20 protein-coding genes are annotated in these 22,153 nt (G+C 50.9%); 16 read left to right on the top strand and 4 right to left on the bottom strand.

All coding sequences use genetic code 11. The features are described from left to right. Positions 1 to 49: 49 nt before the first annotated feature. From AC2YIT_RS05030 to AC2YIT_RS05015, 4 genes are all read right to left on the bottom strand, one after another. Complete coding sequence (locus AC2YIT_RS05030) at positions 50 to 1,150, bottom strand: DNA topoisomerase IB (protein ID WP_487278431.1); 1,101 nt, start codon at positions 1,148 to 1,150, stop codon at positions 50 to 52. A gap of 171 nt (positions 1,151 to 1,321) precedes the next feature. Beyond that, positions 1,322 to 3,604 (bottom strand): ATP-binding protein, encoded by a 2,283-nt coding sequence (locus AC2YIT_RS05025; protein ID WP_487278430.1) that lies wholly within the window; start codon positions 3,602 to 3,604, stop codon positions 1,322 to 1,324. 13 nt (positions 3,605 to 3,617) lie between these two features. Further along, positions 3,618 to 4,232: a biliverdin-producing heme oxygenase gene (locus tag AC2YIT_RS05020; protein ID WP_487278429.1), complete on the bottom strand. Its 615-nt coding sequence runs from the start codon at positions 4,230 to 4,232 to the stop codon at positions 3,618 to 3,620. 27 nt (positions 4,233 to 4,259) lie between these two features. After that, the gene (locus tag AC2YIT_RS05015) at positions 4,260 to 4,703 is read right to left on the bottom strand and encodes a response regulator (RefSeq protein WP_487278428.1); all 444 of its coding nucleotides are present in this window, start codon (positions 4,701 to 4,703) and stop codon (positions 4,260 to 4,262) included. Between the two features lie 151 nt (positions 4,704 to 4,854). On the opposite strand from AC2YIT_RS05015, the gene AC2YIT_RS05010 reads away from it, so the two are divergent. The 16 genes from AC2YIT_RS05010 (at position 4,855) to AC2YIT_RS04935 (ending at position 22,134) form a co-directional block, all read left to right on the top strand. After that, on the top strand, positions 4,855 to 5,418 hold the full coding sequence (locus AC2YIT_RS05010; protein ID WP_430841850.1) for a DUF4142 domain-containing protein: 564 nt from the start codon (positions 4,855 to 4,857) through the stop codon (positions 5,416 to 5,418). A 203-nt stretch (positions 5,419 to 5,621) separates the two neighbouring features. After that, on the top strand, positions 5,622 to 7,193 hold the full coding sequence (locus AC2YIT_RS05005) for a sulfatase family protein (RefSeq protein ID WP_430841852.1): 1,572 nt from the start codon (positions 5,622 to 5,624) through the stop codon (positions 7,191 to 7,193). A 5-nt stretch (positions 7,194 to 7,198) separates the two neighbouring features. Continuing rightward, positions 7,199 to 8,650, top strand: a complete 1,452-nt coding sequence (locus tag AC2YIT_RS05000) for a phytoene desaturase family protein (protein WP_487278427.1) — start codon at positions 7,199 to 7,201, stop codon at positions 8,648 to 8,650. A 17-nt stretch (positions 8,651 to 8,667) separates the two neighbouring features. Further along, a complete protein-coding gene (locus tag AC2YIT_RS04995) occupies positions 8,668 to 9,753 on the top strand; it encodes a formylglycine-generating enzyme family protein (RefSeq protein ID WP_487278426.1) in 1,086 nt (361 codons plus the stop codon). A 24-nt stretch (positions 9,754 to 9,777) separates the two neighbouring features. Further along, on the top strand, positions 9,778 to 10,347 hold the full coding sequence (locus AC2YIT_RS04990; protein WP_430841858.1) for an RBBP9/YdeN family alpha/beta hydrolase: 570 nt from the start codon (positions 9,778 to 9,780) through the stop codon (positions 10,345 to 10,347). Between the two features lie 116 nt (positions 10,348 to 10,463). Next, positions 10,464 to 11,063: a YceI family protein gene (locus AC2YIT_RS04985; RefSeq protein ID WP_430843789.1), complete on the top strand. Its 600-nt coding sequence runs from the start codon at positions 10,464 to 10,466 to the stop codon at positions 11,061 to 11,063. 102 nt (positions 11,064 to 11,165) lie between these two features. Next, entirely contained in the window at positions 11,166 to 12,311 is a 1,146-nt protein-coding gene (locus tag AC2YIT_RS04980) for a glycoside hydrolase family 130 protein (protein WP_487278425.1), read from the top strand. Between the two features lie 315 nt (positions 12,312 to 12,626). Further along, entirely contained in the window at positions 12,627 to 13,367 is a 741-nt protein-coding gene (locus AC2YIT_RS04975) for a 3-keto-disaccharide hydrolase (protein WP_487278491.1), read from the top strand. A gap of 94 nt (positions 13,368 to 13,461) precedes the next feature. Beyond that, a complete protein-coding gene (locus AC2YIT_RS04970) occupies positions 13,462 to 14,313 on the top strand; it encodes a sugar phosphate isomerase/epimerase family protein (RefSeq protein WP_487278424.1) in 852 nt (283 codons plus the stop codon). A gap of 26 nt (positions 14,314 to 14,339) precedes the next feature. Beyond that, entirely contained in the window at positions 14,340 to 15,389 is a 1,050-nt protein-coding gene (locus tag AC2YIT_RS04965; protein WP_487278423.1) for a ThuA domain-containing protein, read from the top strand. A gap of 28 nt (positions 15,390 to 15,417) precedes the next feature. Further along, positions 15,418 to 16,245 carry a sugar phosphate isomerase/epimerase family protein gene (locus tag AC2YIT_RS04960; protein WP_487278422.1) on the top strand — a complete coding sequence of 276 codons (828 nt, stop codon included), beginning with the start codon at positions 15,418 to 15,420 and terminating at the stop codon, positions 16,243 to 16,245. A gap of 130 nt (positions 16,246 to 16,375) precedes the next feature. Beyond that, complete coding sequence (locus tag AC2YIT_RS04955) at positions 16,376 to 17,188, top strand: alpha/beta fold hydrolase (RefSeq protein ID WP_487278421.1); 813 nt, start codon at positions 16,376 to 16,378, stop codon at positions 17,186 to 17,188. Positions 17,189 to 17,274: 86 nt separating this feature from the next. Then, positions 17,275 to 18,360, top strand: coding sequence for an aldose 1-epimerase family protein (locus AC2YIT_RS04950; RefSeq protein ID WP_487278420.1), 1,086 nt, complete (start codon positions 17,275 to 17,277; stop codon positions 18,358 to 18,360). 114 nt (positions 18,361 to 18,474) lie between these two features. Next, complete coding sequence (locus tag AC2YIT_RS04945) at positions 18,475 to 19,689, top strand: hypothetical protein (RefSeq protein ID WP_430841872.1); 1,215 nt, start codon at positions 18,475 to 18,477, stop codon at positions 19,687 to 19,689. 107 nt (positions 19,690 to 19,796) lie between these two features. Next, positions 19,797 to 20,831, top strand: coding sequence for a sugar phosphate isomerase/epimerase family protein (locus AC2YIT_RS04940; protein WP_430841874.1), 1,035 nt, complete (start codon positions 19,797 to 19,799; stop codon positions 20,829 to 20,831). A gap of 142 nt (positions 20,832 to 20,973) precedes the next feature. Beyond that, a complete protein-coding gene (locus AC2YIT_RS04935) occupies positions 20,974 to 22,134 on the top strand; it encodes a Gfo/Idh/MocA family protein (protein WP_223399946.1) in 1,161 nt (386 codons plus the stop codon). Positions 22,135 to 22,153 lie beyond the last annotated feature (19 nt).

Here is a 22,153-nt window from a genome sequence, read left to right as displayed (position 1 = left end):
GTGACAAGGATTGTATACTAATGGTTGCATCTGATCAGAACTTATCTGTTTAGCCAGGGCGCGACAGTAATGCACGTACGCGCTGCTCAGTTTCGGAGAAATGGGCGGTTTCTTCCACCTCTTTTTGTAGAAAGCGCTGAATGCGGTTGTTTTCATAAGCTCTGAAAACGGCTGGATGTACATAATATTTCTTACAAACGGCCCGGGTATTGCCCAAATGTGCGGCTACCGCATCGAGGCAGGTATTTTTGATACGCGTCAGTTGTCGTTGGGAAACGGGCTGTTCCTGGTGGCTGAGGTATTCGAATGCCGTTACCGTGCCCATCCACGTCCGGAAATCCTTCGCTGAAAAATTGGCACCTGTATGTCGGCGAATGTAGTCGTTTACCTGCTGGGCATTCAGGGCACATCTTCCGCCGGTTTCGGTGATGTATTGAAAAAGCCTTTTTCCGGGCATTTCCTTGCATTGTTGGACCAGCCGTGCCAGTTGCTTATCGCGCAGGGTTATGTCTTGCCGGATACCTTTTTTGCCCTTGAATGCAAACCGGATGCGGCTGCCGGAAACCGTGGCGCAGCGCGCATCGAGCGTGGTAATACCTGACGATCCGTGCAGAATTTTGTAGCGCTGATTCCCTACCCGCATGCAGGTTTTGTCCATCAGCTTGATCACCAGCGCAATGGCTTTCGAAAGGTCGAAATCACGTTTCCGGAGGTCATGCTCCACTTGCTCGCGTAATGCGGGTAAGGCTTCCGAGAACATGAGCAATTTGTAATATTTGGTCTGGTTCCGGATGAGATTCCAGAATGGGTGATAACGATATTGTTTCCGACCGGCCGCGTCTATGCCTGTGGCTTGCAAATGCGCGTCGGGGTCGGCACTGATCCAGACGTTGGTCCAGGCGGGCGGAAGTACCAGCGACTTGATGCGTTTGATCGCCTGAGGATCCTTGCAGCGCTGGCCGTCGCTGTCGGTGTAGTAGAACCTGGGTGCTTTCCCCTTGCGGGTATAACCCGGTGCATTCGCGGACTGGACGTAATGAAGCCCCGCCGCTTCCGCAGTCAATGCAGGGTTCTTTCTTAATTTTTTGAATTGCCGGGCTGTGAGTACAGGTTCGTCGGTGGTTATTTCAAGAGCTGCGGCTGCTGACATGTGGTTTACCATTGGTTTTTCCCGCAGGTCATAACAATTTAATACCAGCCCTTGGCGTGCAGTTAAAATGCGCAGCTGGCTGCATTACGCCGTTCAATTCCCATAAAAAATCCCCAGCCCTACCCGGAAAGCGGCTAAGCTGAGGAACAATATACTCACGGCCCAGGGGCGTTACATAGCGGGAAAATACAGGGTGAATACCGAGCCTTCCCCGAACACCGACTTTGCACCGATAAACCCTCGATGGTTCTCCATAATCTTCTTGCAAATAGCCAGGCCAATGCCGGTTCCCGGGTACTTATGCGCCGGATGAAGGCGTTGGAAAATATCGAATATCCTGCTTTCGTATTCGGCTTCAAAACCAATCCCGTTGTCGCGAAAGGCAATGGCATGGTAGTGGCCTGCTGCGGTTTTTTCAGAGGGAATGGCTGTGGCCTCCACAATGCTTGCAGTAATGCTGATGTCGGGGCGTGTATCGGGTTTGACGAATTTGAGGGCATTGCCAATCAGGTTAATAAAAAGCTGATGCACCTGGAAAGGGATGATATCCAGGGAGGGCAGGCTTCCGGCATGAAGCCTAGCTTCTTTCTCCTCGATAGTATCCCGTAACTCCGAAATAACCTTCCGCAGGATCTCGTTCAGGTCAGTCATTACGAAGACCTTTTCCATGCTGCCTGCCTTCGAGTAGGCCAGGATGTCTTCGATGAGCATTTGCATTTTTTCGGCGGCAAAACGCATTCTTTCAACAGAGTCTTTCACCTGAACGGACAAGTCCGGATCCTCGCGATCGAGGACTTTGGAGGCGAAAATCTGAATTTTCCGTAGCGGTTCCTTTAAATCATGAGTCGAAATCCAGTTGAGGTTGGAGAGTTCTTTATTAGCCAGACGTAACTCTTCATTGAGGCTCCTGTTCTGATCCTCCTGCGCCCTGATCACCCGGTAGTTAATGTGCTTTTGCAACGCATAGGAAAAGCTCGAAGCCGCATTGATCTCCGACTTCCGCCAGGGCGTGCTCTTATCTTTCACGATCTCCATCCAGAGTTCGAACGACTTGCGGGGGGAAAGCCTGACGCCGTCTTCATTCTTCAAAACAGCCTTATCAGGATTGCCCGCCCAGTTGATTGTTTCAACTTTCTCCTGTCTCAACCACAGTATTCCGTCATCACCCGATACCATCGAATGGTAGATCACCCCGGCGGCATATTTGGAAATCTCTTTCGCGGCTGGATAAACGTCGGAAAGGTTATCGGTTTCGAATGTCTGGTTGGGATATGCATCGGACAAAAACGCAAACAGTTCAATCAGTTCGGCATCCGAGGGGACCAGGCCGTTGGTATACAATAAGCCCTCGTGATAAATGGCAACGCCTGTGGCATTCGCGAGTTTCAGCAACCACGGTGACTGATGGCAGGCTTCCATGAAATTTTCGGTCTCGTGCAGGAGTGTGAGCGCTTCCGCGAGCGCTTTATCTACTTCTTCACCAATATTGTATTCCTCGGCAACCTCGCGAACTGCGATTTGGGACGTAAGAAAATGTCCTTGCAATAATGCGGAAAGGCGCGTATAGTGCGGCAATATCTTGGGTGTGTAATGGTGGCAGGCGATGAGGCCCCAAAGTTTCTGGTTTTGGAGCAGCGAAATGGTCAGTGTGGCGCCCACACCCATGTTTTTTAAATATTCAATGTGCATAGGTGAGACGCTCCGCAGAATCGAAAGGCTTAGATCGAGCGATTGATTGTTTTTAACGGGCGAATCGTCGATTGTCAGCAGCGGAACGGGCGTGTAATTGATATCCGCGATCATCCGGAGCGGGTTGCGGATGTACAGCTCTCGCGCCTGTGCGGGTATGTCCGTATGCGGGTATTTCTGGTTCGCAAAAGAAACGAGGTCCTCGCGCCGGCTTTCGGCGATTACCTCTCCATTGTACTGTTCATCGAACCGGTAGATCATCACCCGGTCATAGCCGGTAATGCTGCGGGTTTCGTCAGCAATTTCCTGGCAGAGGTCGAGTAACCCGCTGGATTTCTCCATGATCGAAACGAAATTGCGGGTCTGCGTGTACAAGTTCGGCAACTGCAAAGTTCCGTCCGGAAAAGGTTCGAGTTCGAGGATCACATGATTGCCGCTGCCGTGAACGGTGGTATTGAACGAGACCCCGTTTAATGTAAAAACAAATGGCTTCGCGGAGTCGATGGCTTCCGCGCCGGCGTATAATGCGAAATGTGAAGCTTGCTCTTCCGGGAAAACATCGGAAATATGCCTGCCCAATACCTTCTCCGGACCGATGCCGATAAAATCGGCGCTGTTGGCACTGCAGAACTCGATTCTGAAAGCCCCTCTTTGTATTCCCAGTAAAAAACCGTGGGGCTGAATGCTGCCCGGTATGTGTATGGGTTCACTTTCGCAATTTGTCAGATTGACAATGTCGCGGTTCACAATGTCCTTGATATTCATTTCTGCTGACCAGTTACGACCGGTCGGTTTGCCCGAGCCAGTTGTCAATGATGGTAAAAGTTTTTTTTGCGCTGCCGATCACGCCGTCCCGTTCATCAAGTTCGTCGACAAATTGGGTAAGTGCCGAGATGAAACTTTTCCACAGATTCCCTGTGTGTGGGCCATATCCCCAGAAATAGGAGGCGCCATTTTCGGGCGTGAGGCCGAGCACTTCATGGATATGCCGGTATAAGACCTTTCCGCCCAATGTGGAGCCTTCCAGCACGTACATAATCCCCAGCGCCTCGGCAACGGTCGAAAATTCGAAACGGTATACCGGCAACGCATCGATCTCGGCTTCCGAAAGCCCCGTCGCGAGGAGGTCGTCGATGATCAGCCTTGATTTGTAACGGTCGGCCAAATCAGTGATAACGTGTGAAATAATAGGAAATATCTGATCCTCGCAGGCAATGGTCAGCCCGAAAAGGGCAGCCAGGTAAGTCTGATAATCCTTTACGGAAACGAAGGGAGAGAGTATCGCCTTGGAAATCGGGTTGCCTTCCAGTTTCTGGTGGCTTTCCGCCGTTTCTTGTCTTAATCGTTTGAAAAATAATTCTTGCTCTGTGTCGAAAGCAGTTGCTTCACTCATACTGAATGCAAATTGAAACTTGTAAGATTAATTAGTAATCAAAAATTGTTCCACCCGCTCCGGCATCGTCGCACCCGTCCTGTCGAGCAGGCATTTCTTGAGGACGTCTATCAGGCTGTTGAAGCTATTGGGTTTCTGGATATACAGGCTGGCGCCATTGCGATAAGCCGATTCCCACAGATGTTGGGAGACCGAAGTCGAAAGTACCACGATCGGTACTTGCTCATACCCTTCTGTACTGCGGATTTCTTCCAGGCATTCGAGTCCGTTTTTGACGGGCATATTCATATCCAGAAATATGATGTCGGGCTTGCCGTCTGCTTCTTTTAATATTTGGAGAAGTTCCGCCCCATTTTCAGCAATGGAAAGGTCTGTTTCCAGTGAAATCTGTTCCAGCGCTTCCTGAAAAAGAAAGGTGTCGTCATGGTCGTCGTCGGCCAGTATAATCCGTAAAGGGGTAAAAGGGCTCATTAACTAGGGTAGAGGTAGGTTTGGAAACGGCAGAACAACCCGAAGGACGTTGTTTTGTCTACGGATGGCGACAAAAATATCCGTTTTTCGGTCGGGATGGCATAGTTTTTTAATTTTTAGGGCTCATATCATCAAAAAATGAAAACCTATCATGAAAAAGATCGCATGGAGTATCCTTATGGCAGCGACTGTGCTGGCGTTTACGAATTGTAATAACACCAAGACAGAGGATAGCAAAGAAGTTGCAGAAGAGCAGAATGAAGCGAAACTGGACACTACGGCATTGGAAGATGACTCTGAGTTTGCCGTGGCAGCCGCCGATGGCGGATTAATGGAGGTACAACTCGGGGAGCTCGCACAGAAAAATGCCGCCAGCGCCGATGTGAAGAAATTCGGGGAAATGATGATGAAAGACCATTCGAAGGCAGGCGAAGAACTGAAAACACTCGCCGCTCAGAAAAACATCACCCTTCCCGCAATGCTGAGTGACGACAAACAGAAAAAGTACGATGACCTTGCCAAAAAGCAGGGTAAGGAATTTGATAAAGCCTATATTTCCTTTATGGTAGACGACCATAAGGAGGATATCAGTGAGTTTGAAGAGGCTGCGAAAGAAGCCAAAGATCCTGATGTGAAGGCCTGGGCGGAAGGTAAACTTCCGACTTTGAGACACCATCTGGAAATGGCCGAAGCCATTGATAAAAAAACCAAGTAACCTGAACGAAATAGTCGAAGAGCCCGGGGCGAAATATTCGTCTCGGGCTTTTTTGCTTTTAAAATCACAGGATAGTGAAAACAAATCATCAATTTGTAATTTTAAACCCGGCGGAAACCGGCTTCGTAAAGTAATTCCGGCGAAACGCTTGCGAATTGATTTCGCATAAGTTTATTTTGTCTACCTATTATATAGAGTATTTCATGTTTGCTATTCTTAACCACCCTGCGAAGTTGACTTTGAAGGCCTTTTTCGGCCTGATTGCAATGGTCTTGTCAGTCACGACGAGCCACGCCCAAACAGCTGGGCGCCCGAACATTATTTTCATTTTTTCCGACGACCATGCTTATCAGGGAATCGGTGCTTATGGCAATAAAATTGTTAAAACCCCCAATATCGACCGCATCGCCCGTGAAGGTGCATTACTGACCAATAACCTGGTAACCAACTCGATATGCGGCCCGAGCCGTGCAACATTGCTCACCGGCAAATACAGCCACCTGAATGGCTATAAACGCAATGACCGGACGAAGTTCGACACCAGCCAGACGTTGCTGTCAGAAACGCTCCGTAACAATGGCTACCAGACGGCCTGGATTGGTAAAATGCATTTGAACAGCCTGCCGGCGGGCTTCGATTATTGGAATGTATTGCCCGATCAGGGGCATTACTATAACCCGGAGTTCATCGGACAGCCCAATGACACGACCCAATACACCGGCTACGTTTCCGACCTTATTACCCAATTCGCAACCGGCTGGCTCGAAAAACGCGACGATAGCAAGCCTTTTTTTCTGATCGTTGGCCATAAAGCTACGCACCGCGAGTGGATGCCCGATTTGCAGGACCTTGGCGCCTATGATAATGTGACTTTCCCGCTGCCGTCGACATTTTATGACGATTACAAAGGCCGAAAAGCCGCTGCGGACCAGGATATGACCATTGACAAAACGATGCGCATGAAATTCGACTTGAAAGTAGGTGTCGATTATGAGAAGGATTTCCTCTATAACCGACTCAATGCGGAGCAGAAAAAGGTTTTCAAAGCATACTATGACAAGGTATCCAAAGAGGTAACCGATAAAAACCTGACTGGAAAGGCCTTGGTCGAGTGGAAGTTCCAGCGTTACCTGCGCGATTACTTCTCGACTGCTAATTCCCTCGACCGCAACATCGGCAAACTGCTCGACTATCTGGATAAAAGTGGGTTATCCAAAAACACCGTCGTGATTTATGCTTCCGATCAGGGCTTTTACCTCGGTGAGCACGGCTGGTTCGATAAGCGCTTTATTTATGAAGAGTCATTGAAAACACCATTTGTGATCCGCTATCCGGGCGTGATCAAACCGGGGACCAAAGTGAATGACCTCGTGGTAAATATAGACTGGGCTCCAACCGTATTGAATATCGCGGGTGTAAAAACGCCGGCTGATATGCAGGGCAAATCGTTCTTACCATTGCTGAAAGGCACGCATACCGCGCAGGCACCCTGGAGAAAAGAAGCGTACTACCACTATTACGAGTTTCCGCAGCCGCACCACGTGTATCCGCATTTCGGGTTGAGAACAAACCGCTACAAGCTGGTCTATTTTTATCAGGGAGCCGACTCATGGGAATTGTATGATTTGCAGAAAGACCCGAAAGAGGTTTCCAATATTTACGGAACAAAAGGAACCGAAAAGCTGACGGCCGATCTTAAAATCAAGCTGAAAGCATTGATGAATGAATACAAGGACGACGAGGCATTGAAAATCCTCGCGACAGCCAAACCCTGATCAGTGTGACAGATACCCGAAATCCTGAATACGATGCGATAGTGGTCGGTTCCGGTCCTAACGGGCTTGCGGCTGCTATTACCTTGCAAGAATCGGGGCTTTCGGTATTGCTCATCGAAGGGAAGGAGACGATCGGCGGCGGTATGCGCACAGCGGAACTGACGCTGCCGGGTTACCGCCACGACATTTGTTCGGCTGTACATCCGATGGCATTGATGTCGCCGTTTTTTGAAAGGTTGCCGCTGGCTGATTTCGGATTGGAATTCGTTCAGCCCACGCACGACGCGGCGCACCCGCTGGATGGCGGTCGCGTGGCGGTGCTCGACCGATCGGTGGAGTCGACGGCCCGGCAGTTGGGTGCGGATGGGGATACTTACCGCCGGTGGATGGGCGGCCTGTTGGAATCCGTTACGAAGTTGCTGCCGGATTTGCTCGGACCGCTGCAATGGCCGACAGAACCTTTCCGCCTTGCAGGTTTCGGGTTACAGGCATTGCTACCCGCTACCTGGGCGGCCGGGAAGTTCAAAACAGCGGAAGGCCGCGCATTGTGGGCCGGAATGGCCGCGCATTCGATCCAGCCGCTGAGCAATATCGCAACATCGGCCTTTGGCATTATGCTCATGGCGGCGGCGCATATAAAAGGATGGGTGATTCCCGTGGGTGGCAGTCAGAGCATTGCGGATGCATTGGCGGCTTACTACCAATCGCTGGGAGGCAAGATCCGGACGGGATGGATGGTCGGATCGGTGAATGAACTTCCCTCCGCCAAAGCGATTTTAATGGATGTAACCCCCAAGCAGCTGGTGCGCATCGCCGGCGAAAGGTTGAGTTCTTCGTATAAAAGGCGCCTCGAAGCCTACCGCCACGGTCCGGGGATTTTCAAGGTCGATTGGGCCTTGGACGAGCCGATACCGTTCCATCGTGAGGAATGCCGGGGCGCCGGTACAGTGCATTTGGGGAATACATTGGAAGAAATAGTGCGGTACGAACGCAATGTGGGAAATGGAAAACGGGGAGAGAAGCCATTTGCATTGGTAGCGCAGCAAAGCCTTTTCGATAAAACCCGGGCGCCCGAAGGCAAGCATACAGCATGGGCCTATTGCCATGTGCCGAATGGCGACGACCGTGATATGACCGATGCCCTGGAAAGCCAGATCGAGCGGTATGCGCCGGGTTTCAGGGATGTGATCAAGGCGAAACACATTACCAATGCCAGCGCATTTGAACAATATAACCCGAATTATATCGGAGGGGATATCAACGGCGGTATCCAGGACGTGTGGCAGCTCTATTCGCGGCCGGTGCTGAGTATTTCGCCTTACCGGACGTCCGCAAAGGGCATTTACATTTGTTCCTCGTCCACGCCTCCGGGTGGGGGCGTACATGGGATGTGCGGCTACCACGCGGCGCGGCAGGCGTTGAAGGATGTTTTTAAAGTGGAGTTAAAAAAAGCGTAATCGAGTTTTCAAGGAATATGAAGTTTTCAATAATAGGATTTTGCGGGTTGGCAGGCGTACTAGCCGTAACATCGTGGAGCTGCGGGAGCAAACAAACCGCCGAGGAGAAGCGCAAAGCCGACAGTCTTGCGGCATGCATTGCCGATGGCATGCCTTCGCGCGCGTCTGCGATCCGTAATGCAAGCCTGGTAACCGAAGGAACCGGTGACAGTACCGGAATGGTGTGGATACCCGGTGGCAAGTTCCTCATGGGTGCCGACGAATTCCCCGATTCGCGGCCGATGCACGAAGTAACCGTGAATGGCTATTATATAGATGCCCACGAGGTAACAAATGCCGAATTCGCCGCTTTTGTTAAAGCGACCAATTATAAGACGGTCGCCGAACGGCCATTGAACCCGGCGGATTACCCCGGAGTACCTGCGGATAAGCTCGTTCCCGGCTCGGCCGTGTTCACGCCTACGGCTACACGCGTGAGCCTGGATAACCCGCTGCAATGGTGGAATTACGTGCCGGGTGCCAACTGGGCCCATCCGGAAGGGCCATCCAGCTCGATCAAAGGCCGTGAAAATTACCCGGTCGTGCATGTATCGTATGAAGATGCGGCCGCTTATGCGAAATGGGCAGGTAAAAGACTTCCTACCGAGGCTGAATGGGAATTTGCAGCGCAAGGCGGGAAAGGGAACCATACCTATTACTGGGGTGATCAGCTGAAACCGGGAGGCAAGTGGGTGGCTAACATTTACCAGGGCAGTTTCCCCGACAAGAACACCAAAGAAGATGGCTATCTCACTGCAGCACCCATCAAGTCATTCCCTGCCAATCCTTATGGCTTGTATGATATGGACGGAAATGTGTGGGAATGGTGCGAGGATCTTTACCGCCCTGATTACTACCAGAAAAGCCCTGCTGTAAACCCGAAAGGACCGTCGGATAGCTATGATCCCGACGAGCCGGGGGCAGTAAAGCGAGTCCAGCGCGGTGGCTCGTTCCTTTGCAGCGACGACTATTGCATTCGCTACAAGGCAGGCAGCCGCGGCAAAGGAGAAGTAACCAGCGGAAGCAACAACCTCGGTTTCCGTTGTGTAATGGACAAAAAGTGATTTGAATACCAAACCAATGATATCATGAGTGTGCGCTTTCTGACCGTACCGGGGCTCGCGAGCTCAGGCCCGCAGCATTGGCAGACTATCTGGGAAGAGCAATATCCCGACCGCTTCGACCGTGTACAGCAGGCCAACTGGGACTGGCCCGTGAAACAGGATTGGGTGGCTCAGCTGCAAAAGCAGATCAGTGAACTGACCGAACCTACGATTCTTATCGCACACAGCCTGGGTTGCATTACCGTGGCGCATTGGGCGCAGGAGCATGGTTCAGAGCTCATCAAAGGCGCATTGCTGGTGGCCCCGGCGGATGCGGAGCTTTCCAAACGATTGAATTTCGTGGTCGGTTTCACGCCTATACCAGTGCGTACGATCCCTTTCAAAACGATCGTGGTAGCGAGTACGAATGATATTTACGCCACGATCGGGCGATCGAAAGTGTTTGCTGCCAATTGGGGGAGTGATTTTGTGAATGTGGGTAAAAAGGGCCATATCAATGCCGTATCGGGGCTGGAAGACTGGATTGACGGCAAGAAGCTGTTAGAACGATTCGATGGCGTGAAATTGCTGGAAGGCGAAGCAACACGCTCCTGAGAAACGGCGTATGCGTTTGTTAAAGCCTGTTAATGATTTGTTAAGTGCTTTTTATTCTTTATATATTTCAAAACAATTCTTCTACACTTTAAACGATTGAAATTATTATGAAAAGAATGTTTGTACTCGCAGCAGCTGGTTTGCTTTTCAATGTTGCGGCTATTGCCAACGGTCCTGGAAAGAGTGCTGCCGACAAAACGCTGAAGGTAGATACAAAAGCAAGCACCATCAACTGGGGCGCTAAGAAAGTAACAGGAACACACGCGGGAACCGTGCCCCTGGAAAGCGGTACACTCGTGATTGATAATGATAAGCTCAAAGGAGGAAGTTTTGTAGCCGACATCAAATCGCTGGTGGTAACCGACGTAACCGATAAGGAAATGAATGGTAAACTGACCAATCACCTTAAAAGCGACGACTTTTTCTCGGTTGAGAAACACCCGCAGGCGAAACTCGTGATCTCTTCTGTAACACCAAAAGGAGGTAATGCTTATGACGTAACCGGCAAGCTGACGATCAAAGGCATTACCCAGGATGTGAAATTCCCTGCTACCGTAACGGCAGATGCTAAAAAGGTGACCGCCAATGCGAAAGTAAGCATCGACCGCACTAAATACGACATCAAATTCCGTTCGACCAACTTCTTCGAAAACCTTGGCGACAAGGCGATCGACAACGATTTTACACTCGATGTAAACCTGGTGGCGAACAAATAATCAGCGAATATTTAACAGATATAAAATCCGGTTTGAGCGATCAGACCGGATTTTTTTTGATCTATATTTGGCAAATGTGATTTGATAACTGATAGAAAATCTATGAAAAATTTCATCGCGGGCCTCGCTATATGCACATCGATGTTTACCGGACAGGTATTTGCCCAAACTGAAAACAAACTGCCCGAATGGGCGTTCGGTGGCTTTAAACGGCCCGCCGGCGTGAACCCGGTCATTTCCCCCGACAGTACTTCCCGGTTTTTCTGCCCGATGAACAAGCGCCGGGTCGATTGGGAATCGAACGATACCTTCAACCCTGCAGCGACCATAAAAAATGGTAAGATCGTGGTGCTGTACCGCGCCGAAGACAAAGCCGGTAAGGCGATCGGCATGCGGACCTCGCGCCTGGGCTATGCCGAGAGCGAGGATGGAATCCATTTCAAGCGAAGGAAAGAACCTGTGCTTTTTCCCGCGGAAGATAGCCAGAAAGTCAACGAGTGGCCTGGCGGTTGCGAGGACCCGCGCGTGGCAGTTACGGAAGACGGCCTTTATGTGGTCGTCTACACACAATGGAACAAAGACAAAGCACGCCTGGGAGTTGCCACTTCCCGCGATCTGCTCAGATGGGAAAAATACGGCCCGGTGTTCAGGGAAGCATACCAAGGCAAATTCAATAATATCTGGACGAAATCGGGCTCTATTGTGACCAAACTCGTGGGAGACCGGCAGGTGATCGCCAAAATCAACGGAAAATACTGGCTCTATTTCGGAGAAGCCAATGTGAATGTCGCTACTTCTACGGACCTCATTAACTGGGAGCCCGTGGTGGACAGCAAGGGGGATCTCGTGAACCTCATTTCGCCTAGAAAGGGCTATTTCGATAGCGACCTCACCGAATGCGGCCCTCCGGCGATCCTGACGGACAACGGCATCGTATTACTTTACAATGGGAAGAATGATAAAGGCGAAGACGGCGACAAGCGTTTTACGCCCAACAGCTATTGTGCCGGCCAGGTTTTATTTGATAAAAATGACCCTACCAAAGTCCTGGCGCGCCTCGATACGCCTTTCTTCCGTCCGATGGAGCCGTTTGAAAAGAGTGGGCAATATGTAGCAGGAACCGTTTTCATCGAAGGAATGGTGTACCATAAGAAAAAATGGCTGCTCTACTACGGCTGCGCCGATTCACGCGTAGGAGTGGCAATATATGATCCCGCAGCGAAAACTCCTGGCGACCCGTTGCCATAACGCTGGTGCGAAGCTCCGGCTTCGTACCCACTATTCGCAGGCCTCCGGCCGGTCGGAACGGCGATCATCGTGCAGAGCAGAGCATGAGCTCTGCAATATGGTTGGCACGAAGCCATAGCTTCGCGTCAACCGCGCCAAGCAGGTTAGTACAGGATAGTGCATCAGATATTTTTAGGAATTTTTGGATATTAATTTCTGCTTTTTTAAGAGGGAGTTAATATCCCAATAGCCCTTACAATAAGGGAAACCAGTTGTTCAGGAGTCACTAAACCTATAAATGCGATCAAAATGAGTTTCAGATTTATCAAGGCCGGAATGCTCATGGCCGCCGTGATGACCCTCACCAGCCAGGTCGATACTTTGGCCCAAAAAAGTGAAAAGGGCTTTAAATCCATCTTCGACGGAAAAACACTTAAAGGCTGGGATGGCGATCCGAAATACTGGCGCGTTGAAAATGGTTCGCTCGTAGGCGAAATCACCCCTGAAACACTCCTGAAAACCAACTCATTCATTATCTGGCGTGGTGGAGAACCTGCTGATTTTGAGCTGAAAGGTTCCTTCAAGATCGCGACAGCCGGTAATTCGGGTATCAACTACCGTAGCGAGCAACTCACCGACGTCCCTTTCGCATTGAAGGGCTACCAGGCTGATATCGACGGTAAAAATGCCTATACCGGCCAGAATTACGAAGAACGCAAGCGTACCACACTGGCCTACCGCGGTCAGAAAACGGTTATTAAAGAATATACCGGCGAAAAAACACCGGAAGCCATCCGCAAGAATGTGTCCAGGAACGCCTGGACGGGTTTGGAAGTGGTAGGCTCGCTCGGTTCTTCCGATTCTTTGAAGACATTGATCAAAAGTGAAGACTGGAACACTTTCCACCTCGTTGTGAAGGGAAATCACCTGCAACACTACATCAATGGCGTCCTGATGAGCGATGTTACCGACAACGACACGGTAAATGGCGCTAAAAAAGGCCTTTTAGGAGTACAGGTACACGTAGGTCCGCCTATGAAAGTGGAATACAAAGACCTGCGCATCAAACAGTATTAATTTAACATCGGCTGTCGGCTGTCGGCCGTCGGCTTAATACAAAATCTTTAATGCCAAGCTTATAGCCTGGGGCTTAAAGCGTAAAGCCTTAACAATGAATAAAATTGGATTTAATGTGCTGGCCTGGACGGCGGCAGTTTCGGATGACTTGTTTCCGATCATCGAAAGACTGAAAACGATTGGATACGACGGTGTCGAGTTCTATTTAGGCCCTCAGGAAGCCGCAGCTTATCAGCGAATGGGCAGTTTTGTGAAAGATCTTGGCCTCGAAACCACGGCGGTGATGACAGTGGGTGCCGACGAAAACCCGGTACACGATTCTGCCGAAGTGCGTGGAAGGGCTCTGGACAAAATCAAATGGGCTGTGGACCGTGCTTATGATCTCAATTCGAAGGTCATTTGCGGGCCGTTCCATTCAGCGCACACGGTTTTCGTGAACCGCCCGGCAGAGGACCGTGAATACGCACTAGCCGGGGAAGTATTGAATGCGGCAGCGGATTATGCCGCGCAGGCGAACATTACGTTTGCACTGGAAGCACTTAACCGTTTCGAATGTTACCTGTGCAATACCATGGAGCAACTGCTCAAACTCGTAAAAGCCGCCGATCATCCGAATGTGCGTGCGATGTTTGACACGCACCATTCCAATATTGAGGAGAAAAGCTACCTGGGCGCATTGCAGACCATCGCTCCAGTGCTCGAGCACGTGCACATCAGTGAGAACGACCGCGGTACGCCGGGAACGGGCCAGGTGAAGTGGGACGATGCATTCGCGGCATTGGCGGCTATTAAATACGAGGGCTGGCTGACGATCGAGGCATTTTCGCGTAACGACCCTGGTTTTGCCAATGCCATCGGCGTTTGGCGGGAGTTCAACGAGCCGTGGGATATTGCTGAAAACGGCTACAAATTTATCCGCGAAATGGGCCTGAAACACGGGCTCTGATTAAACCACCTTTTCAGTACGGGTTTATGAAAAATCTTTTGAAATCAATGCTGGCGCTCGGCATTGCACTGGTGACCTTCGCCTCCAAGGCACAGGACGACCCTGCGAAACACCGGGTCGTGTACAAGGGGGATAAAGGCCCCGGTGTAGGTAAAAATATCGTTTTTATTGCCACAGACCACGAGTACCGAGGTGAAGAATCGCTTCCTGCGCTGGCGCGCATTATGGCCAAACGCTACGGGTTCACGTGTACGGTCGTGTACGCGCTCGATGAAAACGGCTACATTCTCCCGGGCAGTTCGAACGTAAAAGGCCTGGACGTGCTCGACAAAGCAGATCTGATGGTACTATTCATGCGTTTCGCGCATTTTGAAGACAAGGAAATGCAGCATTTCGAGAAGTACCTCAAGCGCGGCGGGCCTATCGTGGCGTTCCGGACTTCGACCCACGCATTTGAAATCAAAAATGATCCGAAATGGGAGCATTATACCTGGAACTACAACGGCCCTAAAACAGCCTGGAAAGATGGTTTTGGGGAATATATCCTGGGGGAAACCTGGGTATCGCACTACGGAACAAACCACAAGCAGTCTTCGAAAATCATCATCGACGAGGCGCAGAAAAACCACCCGATTATGCGGGGTGTGAAGGATATGTGGGTGCAATCGGGCGGCTATACGGCTGCTCCGAAAGGAAAGGTGCTGGCAAAAGGGCAGGTATTGAATGGCATGACGGCCGATTCGCCAGCTGATCCGACGAAAGAATTACTGCCGGTTGCCTGGATCCGCGATTATCAGATGGAAGGCGGCAAAAAGGGCCGCGCGTTCACCACTACACATGGTGCTTCCGAAGATCTGTTAAATGAGGGTTTCAGAAGAATGGTCGTGAATGCAATGTTCTGGGGTTTGGGGCTTGAAAGCGCGATTAAACCGAACAACGACATTGCGTTTGTCGGTCCCTACAAGCCAACCACATTCAATTTCGATGGGTATAAGGCAAATGTAAAGCCTTCCGATCTGGCAGGCTGGGATTCGCTGATCATGCCGGGCGAGGTAGTGAAGAAGAAGTCGAAGTGATTTTTAAATAATTGAAAATAAACTTTTAATGTCTCAGCAACTTCCATTTCGCTTTGGATCAGAGGTATACACCTGGTTCATGAGCAACAGCGGCCAAACACACCAGGGCCGGTTAGGACACATGATTGAAGTCATCGCGAAAGCAGGTTTTACCGGAATCCAACCGATTTTCACCTGGATGGGCGATCTTCAGGATCCGGACCTGCTCGAAGCCAAACTCAAAGAACAAGGGATCGAACTCGCTGCATTGGCGCTCGCACTGGACTGGAACGAAGCCGAAGAAACCGAACGTGAACGAGAGGTAGCAGACCACGCCATTCGGGTGCTGCAACGCTTCCCGGGAGCTGTGCTCAATACGGTACAAATCCCAACTGGCCGACACAATATCGAAGAACGTCAAAAACGCCTCGTGGATATCGTCAACACCGTGTCGCGTCGCGCTGCCGACAAAGGCGTACCTTGCAGTTACCACCCGAATTCCCCACATACCTCCATTATCCGCACCGAGGAGGATTACAAAATCGTACTCGAAGGTCTGGACGCATCGGTAACCGGCTGGACGCCCGATGTAGGTCACATTATCAACGGCGGGATGGATCCGTTATCGAAAATGAAGGAATACCAGTCGCTGATCAACCACGTGCATTACAAAGATTGGGACGGCAATCCTGAGTTTACATTGATGGGTAAAGGTAAGGTAGACCTGCTCGGCGTAACCCAGTGGCTTAAAGACATTAACTATAAAGGCTGGATCATCTGCGAAGACGAAGGCGAAGAAGCCCTCGAAGATCCGGATTTCGTAACATTGCACGACGGGAAGTGGATTCAGGAGGAGTTGGTGCCGGCACTGAAGTGAACTTCGGCTTTCGGCTATCGGCAGTCGGCTAATAACTTCGGCTGTCGGCTCTCGGCAGCCAGACTTTTGTTTTTTGTTTAAAATCAACATTATAGAAAGCCGACGGCCGAAAGCCGACAGCCATAACAATATGCCTACTATCAAGACCAACGGTATCAACTTTTACTATGAAGAACGCGGTTCCGGCGAGCCATTGCTCCTTATTATGGGCATTACTGCGCCGGGAGCAGTATGGAATGTGCATGTGGCCGATTGGAAACATCATTTCCGGTGCATTATCGGCGATAACCGCGGCGTGGGGCTTACCGACAAGCCTGCCGGCCCGTACTCGACCGAGCAAATGGCGGACGACTATGCCGGGTTGCTGGATTCGCTGGGTTTGGAGAATGTCAATGTCGTCGGCTGCTCTATGGGCAGTACTATTGCGCAGCAATTGGCGATCCGGCATCCGAAAAAGGTAAAATCGCTCGTGCTGATGTGCCCCTGGGCGCGTTGTGACAACTATGCCAAAGGTCTTTTTCAGCATATTATGAATGCCAAGGCCCGTTTCAGGCCGGAGGAATTCAGCTTGTACATTCAATTGCTGATCTTTTCGAAATCGTCGTGGGACGATGCGAAACAGCATGATGACCTAGAAAACGGCCGCCGGATCGACGCTTTCAATCCGTTTCCACAGCCGTTGCACGGATTGGAAGGGCAGGCTGTTGCTTGCATTAACCATAATGCGTTGCCGGATTTAGGCAAGATCAATGCGCCTACATTGGTGATCGGTGGCAAGGAGGATATCTTTACGCCGGTATGGATGGCCGAAGAGGTCGCCAACGGTATTCCCGGTGCAGAGTTGTTTCTGTACGACAAGCTCGGCCACGCATTCCATTTTGAAAATACGGAGGATTTCAATGCCCGCGTGAGAAACTGGCTTGCCGCCGTTACGGTGGCCTGACCCCGCATTTTAGAAGTTAAACTATTAAAATAAGGCATTTTGCGCCTTTCTCAAGTTTAGACAATTACGAGTTTAATTAAGATATAATGGAGACCGGCAATTCGAAAGGTACTGGGCAAGACTGGAAAACCAAAGTGTCGAACCACGTTCAGGTGGGAGGCATTGAAACTTCGGTGCTGGACAATGGCGCCGGGCGCGGTACCCGCATTGCGTGGATCAACACGGGCGGTGGCTTGCGCTTCAAGGTCGTGATAGACCGGGCGATGGATATTGCTGAGGCTTTTTACAACGAGCATAGCCTGGCGTGGATCAGCCACGGTGGCGTTACCTATCCGCAGCCATTCTCGGACAAAGGCATCGACTGGCTCCGGACATTCGGCGGAGGCTTGCTTACTACCTGCGGCCTCTCGCATGCAGGTGGGCCCGAGTCTGACAGCTTCGGAGACCGCGGTTTGCATGGGTTGATCGGTAACCAGCCTGCGGAAATCATTTCGATTATCCAACCAGACCTGCGCACGGGCAAATATGAGATGAGCATTACCGGTATCGTACGTGAAACGCGTCCATTTGGTCCGAGTTTGGAGTTGAAACGGACCATTTCGGCCACATTAGGCGAGGCAAAGCTGCGCATTCATGACGAGGTGATTAATAAAGCCAATACTGAGGCACCGCATATGCTGCTGTACCATTTCAATTTCGGTTGGCCGATTGTGGACGAGGGGACAGACATCCTGTGGAACGGCCAATGGCGGCCGCGCTTTGAAGAGAATGCACAAATTTTCAAGGAAGGGAATGCATTCAAAAAGGTGCCTGCACCGCTGGAAAGCCACCTTGGGAGCGGAGAGGAAGTAGCCTTGATCGACGTGGACGCGGATATTTTCGGCGATAGCATTTGTGGGCTGCATAATGAGAAGCTCGGGCTGGCCGTCGCATTGAAATTCAAAAAAGAACAACTCCCCTGGCTGGCTAACTGGCAGCATTGGGGCAGGGGTGAATATGTGACCGGCATCGAGCCGAGTACGCACCCGTTGTCGGGCCAGGCGAAGGCTAGGGAAGACGGGACGTTGATTTTTCTCCAACCAGAGGAAACCAAAGAATATGACCTCGAACTGAGCGTATTGACCGCGAAGGAGGAAATTGAGGAATTTGAATTGAAGGTGAACGTGTCGTAGAAAAACGACATTTCAGAATATCCGATTCGCGAGGGTAATTGGATAAATGCGAAAATAACCGGTGCAACGCACCGCCATATTTATAACCAAAACCAATTCTTTAATACAAAAACAATGGGACTTTCAAGTATAGCTGAGAAGGCGTTGGAGCAGGGGAAGGGAATTTTGCGTTTGGCACCGACCTGGGTGCCGCGTTCGTTTTGCGTTCCCGGACGCAGGATCAAATTGCACCCCGACGATTATTACGTGCTGGGTGGAGAGCGTGGTGGGATCGATGAGCGTTGGTTGTCGTCCACAACTCCTGCGGAAAATGGGCCGCTTACAGGCGAAAATGAAGGTTTGAGTCAGATCGTTTTGGAAGATGAATCAGGGGTTCAAAAGGTGACATTGCGGGACGCAGTAGCAGAGCTGAAAGGCCGGATTATAGGCGACAGACTTTGGGATCAATACAAGAGCTGGCCTATGTACTCCAAGTTTTTTGACAATATGGGGCCGCTTCCGCATCATATTCACCACCGCGATGAGCACGCCGCTATGGTGGGCCAGAATGGAAAGCCGGAAGCCTACTATTTCCCGCCTCAATTGAACAACCACGGTGGCGATTTTCCCTACACATTCATCGGTATCGCACCCGGCACCACCAAAGAGCAGATCAAAGAGTGTCTGATGAACTTCACCAAGGGCGACAATAAAATTACCAATTACTCCCAGGCGTTCCGTCTGGAGCCGGGAACAGGCTGGGATATCCCTCCTGGCATGTTGCATGCACCGGGCAGCTTGTGTACTTATGAGCCTCAAAAAGCATCCGATATTTTTGCGATGTATCAATCGCTGGTCAATGAGGCGGTTATTCCGGAAGAGTTACTTTGGAAAGGAACACCGAAAGACAGAATTGGCGATTATGATCTGCTGATGGAAGTGATCGACTGGGATTTGAACGTGAATCCTAATTTGATGGAAAAGCATTTCATGCGCCCGAAACCGGTGAAAGACGTCGCTGCGATGGCGAAAGAAGGATATAGTGAAAATTGGATTTGCTATAAAAGCGAGGCTTACAGCGCAAAGGAACTAACCGTTTTTCCGGGACAGACAGTTACCATCAAAGACGCAGCTGCATACGGAATGATTGTGATGCAAGGCCACGGCAAGTTCGGCGTGTGGGACATCGAAACCCCTGCATTGATCCGCTACGGACAGCTGACCAACGACGAATATTTCGTAAGTGAATCCGCTGCAATCGAAGGTGTAACGATCACCAACCCGTCGAGCAATGACCCGATCGTGATTTTAAAACACTTCGGTCCGGGTAATCCTGATTTGGTATTGTAAATGTACTTCGGCTTTCGGCCGTCGGCTGTCAGCATTTGGTTTTTCTCTTTTGGAGCCGATAGCCGACAGCTGACAGCCGAAGTCATTAACCATAAATTCCTCAAACCATGCCTGAAAATAATTTCCCTAAGCTCCACAATGCCACATGGCCTGGTATCGTGGGCAAAGGTTCTGACTCAGAGCCTATTATTCCTTTTGATACATTGCTGGAAAAGACAGCCGCTGCGGAAGTGGACGGTGTGAAATTCGACGGTGTCGATATCGGTCTTTTCGACGAGCATATCGGTGAATATCTGAACAGCGCGGACGGCGGCAAGCGACTGGCCGACAAGCTGGCGGGATATAACCTCGAAGCGGGTAGCCTGGTAGCAAACGTTTGGGCTGGTTCCGCAATGGGCAGCAAGGATGCGCGTGACACATTTGTGGAACAAGTGCGCAAGGCATGTGAGTTCGGCAAGCAATTGCGCGACGCCGGCATTCGTCATGGCGGTGTGATCCGTATCGACTCGGCCGCATCGCCGGAAGCATGGTCGGCTGACCCGAAAGGCAATACCAAGCAAATCGCAGAAACTTTCAGACGCGCCGCTGATGTAGCGGCTGATTTCGGCGAACGACTGGCTGCCGAAGGTGAGATCTGCTGGGGCGGCATGCATAGCTGGAAAGCGATGATCGACACGCTCGAAGCGACAGACCGACCAAATGTGGGTTTTCAGGCGGATATGTCGCACACATTCCTTTATCTGTTAGGCTACAATGCGCCGGAAGACCGCATTCTGCCAGCAGATTTCCAATGGAGCGACCGCGCTACTTTGGATGAAGCATTCAAGAAAATGACTGCCGCGCTGCGTCCGTGGACCATCGATTTCCACGTAGCACAAAACGACGGAACCGTTCACGGAACGGGCTCACACGATAAGACCGGCCGCCACTGCCTGGCTACCGACCCAAATGGCAAGCTTGACATCGTACATCACGCAGGCTTCTGGCTTCGCGATGAAAAAGGCGAGCTCACCAAAGCATTCCGCCACATCTGCTGGGACGGTTGTATGTTCCCGAACGAGGTAATGTACAAGCAGCAAACCTGGAACGACATCCTCGCCGCGCTCGTGAAAGTGCGGAACGCGCATGGGTGGCAGGCGTAGAGGCTGTAAGCTTTAAGCAATAGGCCGTATACTTTGCTTAATTGTGCTTAATGCATATGGCTTACAGCTTAAAGCTCTTTCGAAAATATTCCAAAACCTAAGGCTTAAAGCTTATAGCTTACAGCCTAAAGCATTCAACAAAATGTCAGAAAAAAAACAAATTCGCGTCGCCCTGATCGGTTCCGGTTTGATGGGCCGCACGCATACCAATGGTTATAAAAGAATCGGGGATTTCTTCCCTGAGCTAGAATACCGCCCCGTGCTGGCGGCTGTTTGTTCCCGTAACGAGGAGAAAGTGAAGGCCTTCGCCGAGCAATGGGGCTACGAATCGTACGAAACCGACTGGCGCAAAATCATCGAGCGCGACGATATCGACGCGGTGGACATTTGTACACCAAACGATACGCACGCCGAAATCGCATTGGCTGCTGCTGCCAAGGGCAAAATGATCCTTTGCGAAAAACCTTTGGCACGTACATTGGCAGAAGCGAAAACAATGGTGGATGCCATTGAGGCTGCTGGTGTTAAAAACACGGTTTGGTATAACTACCGCCGCGTGCCAGCTGTGACTTTGGCTAAACAAATCGTGGATTCAGGTAAACTGGGCCGCATTTTCCATTATCGTGCCAACTTCCTCCAAGACTGGACGATCAGCCCGGACGTACCGCAAGGTGGTACCGCTACCTGGCGCCTTGATGTGGACGCAGCAGGCTCCGGCGTTACCGGCGACTTGCTCGCGCACTGTATCGACACCGCGATGTGGATCAACGGTGGTATCAAGGATGTGTCGGCCGTGGCTGAGACATTCATCAAAGAACGCAAGCACGCTGGTACCGGCGAAGTACAAAAGGTGGGTATCGACGACGCTTGTATTTTCCACTGCCATTTCGACAACGGCTCGCTGGGCTTGTTCGAATCTACGCGTTATGCGCGCGGTCACAAGGCGCTTTATACTTTTGAAATCAATGGCGAGCATGCTTCCATTCGTTGGGATTTGCATGATATGAACCGCCTCGAATACTTCGATCACGACGATCAGTCGATCGTACGCGGATGGCGTTCGATCCTGGTGACCGACGGCGACCAACCGTATATGAAGCGTTGGTGGATCCCCGGTACCAGCATCGGCTACGAGCATTCGTTTGTACACCAGGCGGCCGATTTCTTCGAAAGCCTGCAAACCGGCAAACCTTGCTCACCGACGTTCCGCGACGCTTACGAAACACAGAAAGTGTGTGAAGCAGTACTGGAATCGGCGGCTTCCAAAAGCTGGAAGGATACCGGCGTACATTGGGAAGGTTAATCCAATAATGCATTCATAA

It is taken from the genome of Dyadobacter sp. SRI_021, assembly GCF_057586235.1.
The sequence above is the reverse complement of the archived record's forward strand: the minus strand, read 5'-3'. Positions and strand labels throughout refer to the sequence as shown.